This window comes from Streptomyces sp. NPDC040589, assembly GCF_055594445.1.
The window spans coordinates 515004-528682 of sequence record NZ_JBVIWP010000005.1; the positions used below are offsets into that span (position 1 = coordinate 515004).

General features: G+C 73.4%; 13 protein-coding genes and 1 pseudogene. 8 read left to right on the top strand and 6 right to left on the bottom strand.

Annotation, left to right across the window (positions count from 1 at the left end):
- Window positions 1-22: 22 nt before the first annotated feature.
- A complete protein-coding gene (locus ACZ58V_RS25130) occupies window positions 23-1735 on the bottom strand; it encodes a SpoIIE family protein phosphatase (protein ID WP_468192892.1) in 1713 nt (570 codons plus the stop codon).
- A 311-nt stretch (window positions 1736-2046) separates the two neighbouring features.
- Here ACZ58V_RS25130 and ACZ58V_RS25135 point away from each other — a divergent pair, with 311 nt between their 5' ends.
- The 5 genes from ACZ58V_RS25135 (at window position 2047) to ACZ58V_RS25155 (ending at window position 4463) form a co-directional block, all read left to right on the top strand.
- Window positions 2047-2586: a fatty acid desaturase gene (locus ACZ58V_RS25135; protein ID WP_471292427.1), complete on the top strand. Its 540-nt coding sequence runs from the start codon at window positions 2047-2049 to the stop codon at window positions 2584-2586.
- Window positions 2587-2629: 43 nt separating this feature from the next.
- On the top strand, window positions 2630-3028 hold the full coding sequence (locus ACZ58V_RS25140) for a DUF5994 family protein (protein WP_468192890.1): 399 nt from the start codon (window positions 2630-2632) through the stop codon (window positions 3026-3028).
- A 23-nt stretch (window positions 3029-3051) separates the two neighbouring features.
- Complete coding sequence (locus ACZ58V_RS25145) at window positions 3052-3522, top strand: DUF5994 family protein (RefSeq protein ID WP_471292430.1); 471 nt, start codon at window positions 3052-3054, stop codon at window positions 3520-3522.
- Between the two features lie 150 nt (window positions 3523-3672).
- Window positions 3673-4239, top strand: a complete 567-nt coding sequence (locus ACZ58V_RS25150) for a DUF5994 family protein (protein ID WP_468192887.1) — start codon at window positions 3673-3675, stop codon at window positions 4237-4239.
- A 5-nt stretch (window positions 4240-4244) separates the two neighbouring features.
- Entirely contained in the window at window positions 4245-4463 is a 219-nt protein-coding gene (locus ACZ58V_RS25155; protein WP_468192886.1) for a hypothetical protein, read from the top strand.
- Between the two features lie 24 nt (window positions 4464-4487).
- Here ACZ58V_RS25155 and ACZ58V_RS25160 read toward each other — a convergent pair whose 3' ends face one another.
- Both ACZ58V_RS25160 and ACZ58V_RS25165 read right to left on the bottom strand, forming a co-directional pair.
- Window positions 4488-5408, bottom strand: coding sequence for a helix-turn-helix transcriptional regulator (locus tag ACZ58V_RS25160; RefSeq protein ID WP_471292434.1), 921 nt, complete (start codon window positions 5406-5408; stop codon window positions 4488-4490).
- A gap of 137 nt (window positions 5409-5545) precedes the next feature.
- Window positions 5546-7468 carry a protein-arginine deiminase domain-containing protein gene (locus ACZ58V_RS25165; protein WP_471292711.1) on the bottom strand — a complete coding sequence of 641 codons (1923 nt, stop codon included), beginning with the start codon at window positions 7466-7468 and terminating at the stop codon, window positions 5546-5548.
- A gap of 160 nt (window positions 7469-7628) precedes the next feature.
- Between ACZ58V_RS25165 and ACZ58V_RS25170 the strand changes: the two are divergent.
- Window positions 7629-8137, top strand: a pseudogene (locus ACZ58V_RS25170) (IS200/IS605 family accessory protein TnpB-related protein); the annotation flags it as partial.
- A 334-nt stretch (window positions 8138-8471) separates the two neighbouring features.
- Here ACZ58V_RS25170 and ACZ58V_RS25175 read toward each other — a convergent pair.
- On the bottom strand, window positions 8472-9437 hold the full coding sequence (locus ACZ58V_RS25175; protein WP_471292437.1) for a helix-turn-helix domain-containing protein: 966 nt from the start codon (window positions 9435-9437) through the stop codon (window positions 8472-8474).
- Window positions 9438-9567: 130 nt separating this feature from the next.
- On the opposite strand from ACZ58V_RS25175, the gene ACZ58V_RS25180 reads away from it, so the two are divergent.
- Both ACZ58V_RS25180 and ACZ58V_RS25185 read left to right on the top strand, forming a co-directional pair.
- A complete protein-coding gene (locus tag ACZ58V_RS25180) occupies window positions 9568-10617 on the top strand; it encodes a saccharopine dehydrogenase family protein (protein ID WP_471292440.1) in 1050 nt (349 codons plus the stop codon).
- Between the two features lie 135 nt (window positions 10618-10752).
- Entirely contained in the window at window positions 10753-12033 is a 1281-nt protein-coding gene (locus ACZ58V_RS25185; RefSeq protein WP_468192880.1) for an MFS transporter, read from the top strand.
- Between the two features lie 40 nt (window positions 12034-12073).
- On the opposite strand, the gene ACZ58V_RS25190 is transcribed toward ACZ58V_RS25185, so the two are convergent.
- Window positions 12074-12733 (bottom strand): alpha/beta hydrolase, encoded by a 660-nt coding sequence (locus tag ACZ58V_RS25190; protein WP_471292443.1) that lies wholly within the window; start codon window positions 12731-12733, stop codon window positions 12074-12076.
- A 123-nt stretch (window positions 12734-12856) separates the two neighbouring features.
- Entirely contained in the window at window positions 12857-13654 is a 798-nt protein-coding gene (locus tag ACZ58V_RS25195; protein ID WP_471292446.1) for a DUF1295 domain-containing protein, read from the bottom strand.
- Window positions 13655-13679 lie beyond the last annotated feature (25 nt).

Here is a 13679-nt window from a genome sequence, read left to right on the forward strand (position 1 = left end):
AGCACGCCGCCCGTCACCGCCGTCACGGCACCGGAAGCCGCAGGGCCAGGAGGGCCACGTCGTCGGTGCTCCCGGGCGGCATCCGGGCGAGCAGCTGGTCGCACAGCATGTCCAGCGGTGCGTCGGCGAGCGCGAGGGCGTGGCGGCGCAGCCGGCGCAGGCCGGTGTCGAGGTCGCTGCCGGGGATCTCGATCAGGCCGTCGGTGTAGAGCAGCAGGGTGGAACCCGGCGGCAGCGCCTGGGTGGCGTTCGGCCGGCGCGCGTCGTGGTCCACGGGAGCGCCGAGGACGAGACCCTGCCCGGCGTCGAGGTACCGCGCGTCTTCGCCGGGGGCGAGGAGGAGCGGCGGCGGATGGCCGGCGCTGGTCCACCGCAGCGTCCACGGGCCGGTGTGCGGATCGCCTTCGACCCGGGCGAGGACGAGCGTGGCCAGGGGGACGGTGGTGATCGCGGGCATGGCGTCGTCGAGCCGGTCGATGACGGCGCCGGGCGGTCCGGTGTGGTCCCAGGCCAATGAGCGCAGGACACCGTGCAGTTGGGCCATACCGGCCGCCGCGGTCAGGTCGTGGCCCACGACGTCGCCGATGACCAGCGCGAGCGTGCCGTCCTTCAGCTCGAACGCGTCGTACCAGTCGCCGCCGACCTGGGAGCCCGCCGGAGCGGGCTGGTAGCGGGCGGCCAGCCGCAGCCGGCCGGGCTGGGGCAGCGGGGCGAGCAGGTTGCGCTGCATGGCCTCGGCGACGGCCCGCTGGCGGCCGAACCGCCGTGCGTTGTCGATGACCAGGCCGACCCGCCGGCCGATGTCGCTCACCACCGCCAGGTCCTCGGTGTCGAAGGGGTGCGCCGGGTCGGTGCGCACCACCGTCAGGGCGCCGGTGATCCGCTGCCCGGAGCCCAGCGGCACCGTGAGGGCGGATGTCGCGCCCGCCGCCCGCAGGAAGTCGCTGTGGACGGTGGCCAGGGGAGAGCCGGGTGGTGTGGCTCTCTCCGCCTCGTTCCGCAGTACGGGATCACCGCCGTTCAGCACCTGGACCAGGGGTGAGCCGTCCGCCTCGCCGGCCTCGGGCAGCTGCTCCCGCCTGCCCTCCAGGCCGGCCTCCCGGCCCGCCGGACCGGTCACCGCCACCCGGTGGACCTGCCCGGGAGCGGCCAGGAGGTCCACCGCCGCCCAGTCGGCGAGGCGGGGCACCAGCAGACGGCCCAGCCGGGCGAGGGCCTCGTCGGTCTCCAGGGTCTGTCCCAGGACGTCGGTGATCTCCGCGACCAGCGTCAGCCGCTCGGCGCGGTCCTCCAGGGCCCTGGTGTAGGCCGCACGTTCCCGGCGCACCACCTGGTCGCCGGTGGCGTCGGTGAACAGCACGGCCATGCCCTCGACGGAGCTGTCGTCCGCCAGGGGGGAGGCGGACCAGGAGATCGTGACCAGGTGGCCGTCACCGTGCAGATAGCGGTCGCCCCCGCGCGCGGAGGCCCCCTCGGCCAGCGCCTGGAGCAGGGGGCACCGTTCCCGGCGGAGCGTGCCGCCGGACGCGTCCCGGTGCAGCAGTTCGTGCGCGTCCTGTCCGCGCATCGCGGTGGCGGCACGGCCCAGCAGCCGCTCGGCGGCCGGGTTGACGGCGCGGATCCGTCCGGCCGGGTCGACCACCATCAGGGCTGTGCCGAGCTGCTCGACGACCCGCAGCCAGAGGCCCGGCTCGGCCGCCGGCCCCGGCCGTCCCTCATCGTCCACACCGGGCACCGCACCCTCCACCACGCCACCCCTCAGTCAAGGCAGCCTCTCACCGAAGAACGCCGGGCGCATCAGAAAGGGCGCGGTGTCCGCCCGTGTGAACGCGATGCCGATTCCGGACAGTCTCGGTTGTTACACGGGCGGGAGTACGGTGGAGACCACGAGCACTTCCGTATGCCGGAATCCACCGGCCCCGGACCGTCGCCTCGTCTCCGGCGAGTCCATTCGAGCACCCTCCCTCCAGAGCACCTCACCCGTTCTCACTGGGGCAGCCCGTGACCCCGGCCGCGCCATCCGCATCCAGGGCCGAGGAGCCACGCATGCCGTCCATTCCGGCCACGCCCACGACGGTCACACCGTCGGACCCGGCCCCGCCGCCCCAGCTCCACGACGGGACGTCCCCCTTCCCGCGGGATGCCCCGGCGCCCGCACGCGACGGCGGTGAGCGGCTGTACGTCGCGGTGACGGCGGTGACCGTCGTCCTGCCGTTCGCACTGGGCTGGGCCATCGGCGGTACATGGGTGTACGGCGTGACCGCCCTGCTGTGGGCGGGACTGGTGCGCATCGCGCTGCTCCACCACGTCACCTGGAGCGTGAACTCCCTCTGCCACCTGATCGGTGAGCGCCCGTTCCGCACCCGGCGCCACGACCGGGCCACCAACCTGCGGCCCCTCACCCCGCTCTCCTTCGGCGAGAGCCGGCACAACCTCCACCACGCCGACCCCACCGGCGCCCGGCACGGCGTCGACCGCGGCCAGATCGACCCCTCCGCCGCCTTCATCCGCCTTCTCGAACGTCTCGGCCGGGTGCACGACGTGCGCCGGCCGACCACCGAGCGGGTCGCCGCCCGGCGCGCCTGACCTCGACCATTCGCTCTCCTACGGCAGTTGGCAGGAGTTCATCATGACCACCGCACTGCAGCCCCAGATTCCCTCCCAGCCCGTCCTGAGGATGCGCCTGGCACCCCGCAGCGGCATGCCACGGCCCATCGACGGAGCATGGTGGCCCCGTTCGTACGACCTGCTCGCGGAACTCCCGTCGCTGCTCGCGGGGTTGCCGCGCGCGTGGGGCCAGATCACCAGCGTCACCGTCAACGGGGCGGTGTGGTCCGCGGTGCCCGGCCGTACGCTCGTCTTCAACCAGGTCGTACGACTGCACAGAGGCCTCGCCGCGTCCGCCCCGCACACCGCCGTCCTGCTCGCCCCCGGACGGGGACGCTGGGACCTGCTGGTGGTGCCTCCGGATACGACCGAGGCGGCGGCGGAACCGCTGATGGCGGCAGCCGCGAGCGATCAGGAGTGACGACAGGGAAGCAGGCGAGTGCGATGGCCGACTCTTCTTCCGCCCCGCGTGTGAGCAGACTGCTGCCGGACGCCGTCCACCGGGCCGTGCGGCCCGGGACGGCTGTCGTACGGCTGGAGACGACGCACGATCGGCAGAGCGTGCTCGACGGGGCGTGGTGGCCGCGCTCCCGCGACATCGCCGCCGAGTTGCCCGGCCTGATCTCCGCACTGACCGAGTACCTCGGGCCCATCACACGTGTCGGCCTGGACGCCGGCGCCTGGGAAGGGCTGCCGACGCGGATGACCATCGACGACCGTGTCGTCCACATCGACTCCTTCGCGGCAGGTGACGACACCGTCCTGATCACGCGGGGCGAGCAGGATCTCTTCTCCCTCCTCGTGGTCCCGTCGCACACGACGCCCGACGCCGCGCGCGCCGCCATGGCCGAAGCCGTCCGCGCCGGCAGCGTGACGCGGGCCGAACGGATCCTCCTCGACACCGGCGGCGCATAGGCCGGGCCCTGCGTACGGTCCGTCGGGCCTGTTCGAGGAGTACGCTGGAATGACCGAGGATATTTCGAACACCGGCTCTCAGGCCCGTGTCGTTTTCGGCGATTGAATATTCCGGGCCGGTCGTGACCGGCCCGGGGCAGGGTTCGCGTCATGACTGCGACCATTTCCCACCCGCCGACGACCGAAGCCGATGACCGGCTCTCCTCGTCCTCTCCGCGTCTGTCGCTGGCTCCCGTCGGCTCCGCCCCGGCTCTGCTGGACGGCGCATGGTGGCCCCGCTCCCGCGATCTCGGGGCGGAACTCCCGGCCCTGACCGCCGTACTGGATCCGCTGTGGGGGCGGATCACCCGGGTCACCGTGAACCCCACCCAGTGGCCGGTCGTTCCACGCAAGGTGCCCGTCGCCGGGCACGTGGTGAACGTGGGCTGGTTCCTGGCCGAGCAGGACCCGCACGAACTGCTGTTGCTCTCCTACCACGTGGGCCGCTGGAACCTCCTGGTCGTCCCGCCGCAGACCACGCCCGACTCGGCCGCCTGGCTGATGGCCGCGGCGAGTGACCCACACGGCGTGCTGACCGCGAGCCGGTTGCTGGAGGAGGCGGCGCGTCTGCGGACACTGCGCGACGCCGACCGGGCCGTGGAGGCGGTCTGGGACTCCGAAGGAGGGCATGAGGCCCGCGACCTGACCGCACGTCGACCCATCCCGACGGGAAGGTGAGGACCGTGCAGACCTTCGTGACCGTGGTCGCGATCCTGGGCATGATCGTTGTCGGGGTCCTCCTCATCCGTCTGCTGAACTCACAGCACGGAGACCGCATGGCCGCCGTCCACTACGGCCGCTCCGGGATGCCGGTCCAGGGACCGGCTCCGTCGGCCCGGCGCAAGGCACGCGGGCGACTCCGTCCCAGGCGCCGCGACCGTGAGCAGGCGAAGTACGGCTGACAGCCGATCGGGTCGCGAGGCCCGTCAGGGCCGCGTACGCCGTTGCCGCCCGGCCTTCGTCTGCGGAGCCCCGGCCGGTTCGGGGGCGGTCAGGTCGAGGAGGAGCATGGCGTCGTGGTCGGGGGTGCCGGGATCGGCGGTGTAGACGCCGAGGCGCTGGCCGGGGGTGCCTTCGAGCTGCATGCTCTGGCCGGCGAGGGTGAGGACGCCGACCTCGGGGTGGTGGAAGGTCTTCTGGAGGTTCTTGCGCCCGACGACGTCGTAGCGCTCCCACAGCCTGGCGAAGTCCGGGCTCTTGAGGACGAGTTCGCCGACCAGCTGGGTGAGGTCGGGCGCGTCCGGGGCGGTGCCGGCCAGGCTGCGGAGCCGGGCCACACAGCCGCGCACCTGCTCGTCCCAGTCGGGGAAGAGGTCGCGCGCGGTGGGGTGGAGGAAGAGATAGCGGGCGAGGTTGCGCTGCCCCGTGGGCCAGTCGGCGATGCCCGCGTACAGGGCGAGTCCGCCGGGGTTCCAGGCGAGCAGGTCCATGCTCCGGCTGATGACGTACGCGGGGCTCGGGCGGAGCGTCTCCAGGATCAGCTTCAGGTGCGGGCGCACGGTCCGGCTGGGCGGCGGCGGGGGCTCGGGGGCGTACCGGGCGGCCCTGGCGGCGAGATCGCGCAGATGCTGGTGCTCGGCGTCGTCGAGTCGCAGGGCACGGGCGAGGGCGTCGAGCACGGCGGGGCTGGGGCGGGTCTCCTTGCCGCGTTCCAGACGGACGTAGTAGTCGATGCTCATCCCGGCGAGCGTCGCCAGCTCCTCACGGCGCAGGCCGGGGGTGCGACGCAGACCGGGGCCGACGGTGAGGCCGACCTGCTCGGGGAGGGTCTGGGTGCGACGGGCGCGCAGGAACTGCCCCAGCTCCGTCCCGACCCCGACCCCGCCGCTGCTCTGCTCGGATGCCATACGGCCAGTGTCACACCGCGCTGACCTGCGCGGCGGGGAAGTGGGGGGCCCTGTCACTGCCCCCGACATCCCGCCCTCCCACCGCGACCGCGAACACGCGAGATCCTGGCGACGCGTCGGCGTCGAGGACTGACCCGCTACCGCGCCGGCAGCTGCCACCACGCGGCGGAGGCGTCGCGCAGGGTGTTGGTGCCGCAGTGCACCTCGCCCATGCCGAGGTGGTACGTGTACCAGTCGTCGATGTACGACACCTTCATGCCGACCCGTGTGTAGACGGCGTTGACGGCCTCCGTGAAGATGTCCTTGCCGCCGATGACGGGCCCCCACTGGCGCGGGGCGAGGTAGCGGTCGCGGCCCAGGAGCACGCCGTTGACCGCGCCGGGCACGTACGCGCTGGTCTCCACCGTCGCCGGGGCCGCCGCACGCGGGGCCGCCGGGTTCTCGGCGAGCCACTTCTGCTGGCCGCGGTCCCTGAGGCTGTCCACGAGGTCGGATGCCGCGCCCATGCGCGTCAGACGCGGCACGGGAACGTCCTGGCCCTCGGCGGAGAAGGCCTCCGACTCACGGGTGTACAGCGCGGGCACCCGCACGATCTCCTCGTCCGTGACACCCGTCTCACGCTTGAGGATCTCCAGGTTGGCCGCGATACGCCGGGCCGCCATCGCGTTGTCGGACACCAGGTGCCGGGAGGCGAGCGCCTGGGCGATGGTCTCCTTGGGCGCGGGGCTGTCGCTGCGGCCCGGGACGGAGAACATCTTCGTCCCGCCGTGGCCGTCGCGCTTGGCGTCGCGCAGCAGCCGCAGCCCCGCCTCCGGGTCGGCGACGCCGATGCGCCAGCCGCGCGGGGTGTCGGCGGGCAGGAACTGCACGAACTCGTCGACGTGCCCGACGCCCAGCCAGGAGGTGTCCAGCAGCAGTGGGTCCTGCATGCCCTGCGACTTCAGCATCGTCCGCATCACCTTCGACGGACGTGCCCCGCTGTCCTTGCGCTCGCCCATGATGATGCGCCCGGCCGGGAACGAGCGCCCGCCGTGCGCGTAGGGCGGGATGGTCTCCAGGTTGCCCATGGAGTTGAGCGACCAGTCGTCGGGCTCCGCCGGGTCGGTCACCTGCACGACGCCGATGTCCCGGCCGCGGATCTTCTCGAACAGCTCGCGGCCCGCGTCCCGGTCCGGCTGGGCGGAGCGCAGCATCACGCGCATCACCTGCGGCTGCCCGCCCGGCCCGGTCATGTTGACGTAGGCGGGTTCGACGAAGTCCTGGGCCCAGGGGTCGGCGTACTTCTTGAAGGTGACCAGCGGCGTGGTGACCCCGGCCTTCTTGACCTCCTTGCCGAGTTCGGCGACGAACTTCTGCTGGAGGCGGCTGTACTCGCCCTCGCCCTGGACCTCGGTCACCATCACCTGCTGGGTGTTCTGCAGGTGATGCTGGGTCAGCAGCGGTGCGACGCGCAGGGTCACGGAGTCGGAGGTGGACTTCTGCCCGGACTTGACCGTCAGCCGGATCACCGCGCGGCCGTCCCACTTCGCCGTGTCCCGGACGATGTCGGTGGCCTCGATGCCGAACTCCACGCCGGAACGCAGCTCGGCGGCGGTCAGCCGGGTCGCGGACGTCACCAGGACCCACTTGCCGTCCCGCTTGAGGAAGAGGTGCGCGTGCTTGCCTCCCGTGGTGACCTTCAGGCTGCCCTTGGCGTCCGAGGCCAGGCCGGGCATGGGAACGGAACGGACCCGGGCGAGGTCGGCGGCGTCCGCGCTGCCGTTGACCTTCGTGTCGGTGCCGTCGTTGCACGCGGCCAGCTTGGCGTCGGACAGGGGTCTGCCGCCCGGTCCGGAGACGGGACACCGCTTGGTGTCGTCATCGATGTTGGGCAGGTAGACCGCTCCCCGCCCGACCGACCAGCCGTCCTCGCCGTTCTTGTCGCTGCCACCGGTGACATCGACCCGCCCGTCGCGGTTCACATCCGCGCGCAGATCGGCCCGGCCGGCCGTCTCGACGGCGGTAGCGGAGCCGGCCGGCCCGGCCAGCACGGAGCCTGCCGCGGCGAGCGCCAGGACCATCGACCCGGCCGGATTCAGACGTGGACGTATGGAACTACGTGAACGCACAGTGCGGTCCTCTCGATTGAGGGGTTGGGAACTGCTGGGGCTTGACTGACCCTGAGGGTGTTCTGGCAGGGATGAGTGGGTCTTGGTGCTCGGCCGGTCGGGGGTCGGCGCTGGCACCACCGGCCACCGCGACGCCCAGCTCCGCCACGCCCTCACCCGCCTGCTGCACTGGGCCAAGTCCCGCGGCGTCAAGGCGATCGCGGTCGAAGACCTCGGCTTCACCGCGGACAAGACCCGGGAGAAGCACGGCCGCAAACGACGCTTTTGACGGCTCATCTCCGGCATGCCCACCGGCCGGCTCCGCGCCCGCCTGAGCTCCATGGCCGACCAGACCGATATCGCGGTCATCGCCGTGGACCCGGCCTCCACCTCGAAGTGGGGCGGCCGCCGCCGTGGCGATCGGACGGCGCGCCCGAGGGCACCCGGTCCGGCGACGGGCGACACCGCCCCACCACGACCGGAGCGATCGTCGTGGGCATCGGACCGACCAGGCCGGAGCGGGCACACCCGGGCGTGAGGGACCCCGCCCCCGCATCCCCGGACCACGCACACGACGCGTGCCGCCCGGACGCGGAGCGAACGCGGGCAACCAGAACGCCCGACACCGTTCGGGGCGCTCGGCGAGCACGAGTACGGGCAACAGGACTCACTCCCGCTCGGTCCTCAGGAACGGTGACGCTGTGCAAGAGGCGGAAGGGGGCCTGTGCGTTGCTTTTGAAAGGGCGGTTGTCGCTCGGGCGCCGGGAACTCCGTCAGTGACTTCGCCGCAGTTGGGGCGGCGTGTGCGGCGGGCCGCACTCCACCGACGGACTCCCCCGGTGGGCCGGAGCGCAGGTGAACAGTGAACCCGGCATCGACCACGGCCCGTGGTCGACCGGCCGGGGCGGCCGGGGCGGCCGGGGCGCGTTACCCGCGGCCGCGGGAGCCCGGGGCTTTCCGCCGGCCATTCGTGACGTCACCGCGGCAGGGCGGGGGTCTCGCCGTGCCGTGAGCGGAACGTCCGGCGGTAGGAGTCCGGCGGCACGCCGACCGTCCGGTTGAAGTGCCGGCGCAGCGTCGTGGCGGTGCCCATGCCGGTGGCCGTCGCGATGACGTCGACCGTGTCGTCGGTGCTCTCCAGCAACTCCTGCGCGCGGCGGATCCGTTGGGTCAGCAGCCATCGCAGGGGCGTGGTGCCGGTCACCGCCCGGAAGTGGCGGGCCAGATTGCGCGAGCTCATCCCCGCCCGGCGTGCCAGGTCCTCCACCGTGAGCGGCTGGTCGAGGCGCTCGACCGCCCAGGGGAGCAGCGCGGCGAGCGGGTGGTCGTCCCGGGTGGGCACCGGCGCGGCGACGAACTGGGCCTGGCCGCCGGCCCGGTGCGGCGGCACGACCAGGCGGCGGGCCACCGCGTTGGCGACGGACGAGCCGTGGTCGAGGCGGACGAGGTGCAGGCACAGATCCATCGCTGCGGCCTTGCCCGCGGAGGTGAGCACGCTGCCGTTGTCCACGTAGAGCACGTCCGGATCGACCTCGACGAGCGGGTGGAGGCCGGCCAGGGCCTCGGTGTGGGCCCAGTGCGTGGTCGCGCGTCTGCCGTCCAGCAGCCCGGCCGCCGCCAGCACGAACGCGCCCGTGCACAGGGACGCCACGCGCGCACCCGCCTCGTGGGCCGCGCGTACCGCGTCGACGAGTTCGGCGGGCGGGTCCACGTCGACGTCCGCCCAGCCGGGGACGATCACGGTGTCGGCATGCCGGAGCCGGTCGAGCCCCTGGTCGGGCTCCAGCCGGAACCGGCCGACGCGCACGGCGTCCGACCCGCAGACCTCGACGTCGTACCAGGGGACGTCCACGCCCGCCGGGGGCGGGCCGAACACCTCGCACGCCAGGGACAGTTCGAAGTGCAGCATGCCCTCGGTGACGGCCAGCGCGACAGTGGTCATGTCCGAAACTGTACGGGGCACGTCGTTCCAGACACTCACGGCGGTGCGCCCGCTCTCGCCAGGATGGTCGCGACGGGTCAAGCGGATCCGGCGGATCGTTCGAGCAGGGGGAGAAGTCATGGGGTCGGCAATGAGACCGGGGCAGACGGTGACGGTGTTCGGCGCGTACGGGCACACCGGGCGCTTCGTGGTGGCCGAGCTGCGGGAACGCGGATTCGTCCCGGTCCTCTCCGGCCGCGACGCCGGCAAGCTGCGGGCGCTGGCAGCATCCATTCCCGGCGCCCTTGAGGTCCGTCCGGCCTCGGTCGACGACCCCGGCTCGCTCGACCGCGCCCTGGACGGCGCGGACGCCGTGATCAACTGCGCCGGTCCCTTCGCCGTGACCGCCGCTCCCGTGATCGAGGCGGCCCTGCGCGCCGGGATCCCGTACGTCGACGTGGCGGCCGAGATCGAGGCCAACCTCGACACCTTCACGCACTTCGCGGACCGCGCCCGCGCGGCGGGAGCGGTGATCGTCCCCGCGATGGCGTTCTACGGCGGCCTCGGCGACCTGCTGGCCACCGCGGCGATGGGGGACTGGACGACCGCCGACGAGGTGAACATCGCCTACGGGCTGAGCGGTTGGCACCCCACCCCCGGGACACGCGTCGCGGGCACGGTCTCCCGGGAGCGCCGGGCCGGCCGGCGGGTCCGCTACACGGACGGGCGGCTGGAGTACCACGACGACGAGACGACCCTCCTCACATGGCCCTTCCCCGACCCGATGGGCACCCGGGAGGTCGTCGGGGAGTTCACGATGGCCGACGTGGTGACCGTCCCCAGTCACCTCTCCGTGCCCGAGGTGCGCACCCATATGACGACCGACGCGGCGGGCGACCTCGCGGCCCCGGACACCCCGGCGCCCACCGCGGCCGACGAGAACGGGCGTTCCGGCCAGACCTTCCTGGTCGACGTGGTCGTACGGCGCGGCGACACCGAACGACGTGCCGTGGCACGCGGCCGGGACATCTACGCCGTCACCGCACCGCTCGCGGTGGAGGCGGTGCACCGCATCCTCACCGGCCGGACCCGCACGCTCGGCGTCGCCTCCGCCGGCCGGATCTTCGACGCCCCCGAATTCCTCCGGGCCCTGTCCCCGCACATCACCCTCGACCCGCTCCCGGGGCGGACGGCGTCCTGAGGGCCGGAGCGGGCGCTGCGTCCGTCCGACGGTCGTGTGTCGCCGGTACCGGCGAGGTTCGGCGGGCAGGCGGAGACCCTCGACCAGAGTGGCCGGATGCGGTATATGCGGCGTATGGCCGGTGGAGGACCGTCCATGCTGACGCGCGTGGTGCTGGCGACGACCATCGGCACCGCGCTGGAGTGGTACGGCTTCATCCTGTTCAGCACCATGAGCGCGCTCGTCCTGAACCGGCTGTTCTTCCCGCCCGGTGACCCGGTCGCGGCGACCCTGGCGTCCTTCGCCACATTCGCGGTCGGGTTCGCCGTCCGGCCGCTCGGCGCGCTGGTCATCGGGCACTACGGGGACCGGCTGGGCCGCCGGCGGATGCTGGTGATCACGTTGGTCACGGTCGGCCTGGCCAGCGCCCTGATGGGCGCGCTGCCGACGTACGAGACCGCCGGGGCGTGGGCTCCCGCGCTGCTGGTCGTGCTGCGGGTGATCCAGGGGTTCGGCGCGGGCGCCGAGTACGCGGGCGCCTCCCTCACCCTGGCCGAGTTCGCCACGCCGGAGCGTCGCGGACGGTACGCCGCCATCCCCCCGGCGGGTGCGGCGGTCGGCGCGCTGCTCTCGGCCGGGGCCGTCGCCGCCGTGGCGGCCCTGCCCCCGGACGACTTCCTCGACTGGGGATGGCGCATCCCCTTCCTGGTCACCCTCCTCGTCACGGCGACCGGCTTCTACATCCGCGTCAGCGTGGCCGAGAGCCCGATGTTCGAGCAGGTCAAGCGGGAGCGGGGAGTCGCACGGGCACCCGCCGTGGAGCTGGCCCGCGGGGCTCCGCGGACCCTCGTCCTCGGGGTGGTCAGCAGTATCGGGCCGAACGTCGCCGCGTACATCCCGGTGGTGTTCGCGCTCGCCTATCTCACCGAGCAGCTCGAAGTCTCCCGTACGGTCACCCTCGTCGGGGCGCTGATCTACTTCGCGTGCAGCGCGGCGGTGACGCCGGTGGCCGGGGCGCTGGGCGACGCGGTCGGCCGCCGGGTCGTGCTCGGCTGGGCCATGGTGGCCGCGGCGGCGTTCGCGTTCCCCTTCTTCTGGCTGCTGGACACCGAGGAGTCCGGGTACGTGTGGTTCGCGTTCGGCCTGAGCGGGCTGCTGCTGGGGGCCCAGCTCGGCGCCCAGGCGGGCTTCCTGGCGGACCTGTTCACGACCAGGACCCGGTTCAGCGGGGTCGCCCTCAGCCGCGAGGTGGCGGCGGCGCTGGCGGGCGGCACCGCACCCCTCGTCGCGGCCGCGCTGCTGGAGGCGGCCGGGGGAGAACCCTGGCCGGTGGTCCTGTACATGAGCGCGCTGCTGCTGATCAGCGCGCTGGCGGTGGCCCTGATCCACGGCTTCGGACGGCACGAGCAGCGGGGCGAGGCCGGGCGACGGCCCTGAGGGGGCCCGGGGCCGTTCACCCTTCGGGGGAGGCGATCTGTCAGGGCGGGAGCATGCCCACGGCGGTCGAGGCCGCGAGGCGGTGCCAGTCGGCGTCGCCCCGGAGCATCGCGTGGTCACCGCCGGGCACGAGGTGGACGTCCGCCCGGGCCCCGGCCGCGCGGGCCCGCCGCACGAACGACACCGACGCGCTCGGGTCGGTGACGCGGTCCCGGTCCCCGTGGATCACGACGACGTCCTTGTCCCGCAGCTGGGCCACCGGCTCGCCGTCCGGGCACCAGGGGGCCAGCGCCAGCACCGCCCGGACCTGCGGCGCGTCCGCGGCGCGCAGGGCCGCCCGACCTCCCATCGAGTGGCCCACGAGGACCACCGGGACGTCACCGGCGCGGCGGGCGAGCTCGTCGAGCGCCCGCCGGACGTCCCGCAGGGCGTCGCCCTCGTCGCCGTTCCAGCCGCGCACGCGGTAGCGCACCTCTCCCAGGAAGATCCCGTCGTCCGGCAGCGCCGCGGCGACGGCTCGCACGAATGGCCTCATCCGCAGGGCCGCCAGATGCCAGGGCCGCGACGGGGCCCGGCCCTCGGATCTGCCGCCGTGCAGGAACAGCACGGCCGCCCGCGTCGTGGCAGGGGTGCGGCGCGGCACCAGCGCGGCCGTGGCGCCGGGCGCCCCGGGGGTGCCCTCCTGCTCGTGAACCGTCATCCGCGCTCCTCACATGTCTCCTTCCGGGGAGTTCCCTTCAAGGGTCATCCGTAGCCGGCCGGCGGTCGGGTCCGAGCGGCCCACCTCGGCGCCGGTAGCCGCCAGGCCTTCCCCGCCCGACGCTCACCTGGGTGGCAGCGGGAAGAAGCCGCTGGTCCGGGCCGCGTACGCGGCATATCCCGGCCGCTCGGCCATGTGCCGCTCCAGCAGCCGCTTCCCGCTGCCCTTGGTCAGCAGCAGGCTCATCACCACCGGCGACACCAGAACGGCCGCCGCCGCGGCGGGCGCGTCGCAGGCGATCAGGAACAGGCCCCACCACACGCAGAAGTCCCCGAAGTAGTTGGGGTGGCGGGTGTAGCGCCACAGCCCCCGGTCCATGATCCGGCCCTTGTTCTCCGGATCCGACTTGAACCGGGCGAGCTGGGCGTCCCCGACCGCCTCGAAGAACATGCCGGCCGCCCACAGACAGGCGCCCGCAGCGGCCCACGCCGTCATCGGCCCGGTGATGTACTGCGCGGCCTGGACCGGCAGCGACACCAGCCACACCAGCGCGCCCTGGAGCAGATACACGATCCGCAGGGCGTACAGGTTCCGGCTGCCGGGCGCCTTGGCCAGCATCTCCTCGTAGCGCGGGTCCTCGCCGTGTCCGCGCCCGCGCCGGGCGATGTGCCGGGCCAGGCGCAGCCCCCACACCGCCGTCAGCACGGTGACCAGGATCCGCCGCCCCGGGTCGCCGGTGCCCGCCGACGCCGCGAAGGTCACGGCGGCGACGGCGGTGAAACCGAGCCCCCAGGCCACGTCGACGATCCGGTGCAGGCCCTTGCGCACGGCGACGGCGAAGGTCACCAGCATCACGGCGAGAGCGGCCCCCGCCGACCAGGCGAGGCCGGCCGCGAAGGAGGCCCAGGCGAAGCCGTTCACGGCCGGTCCAGCCCATCTGCGGTAG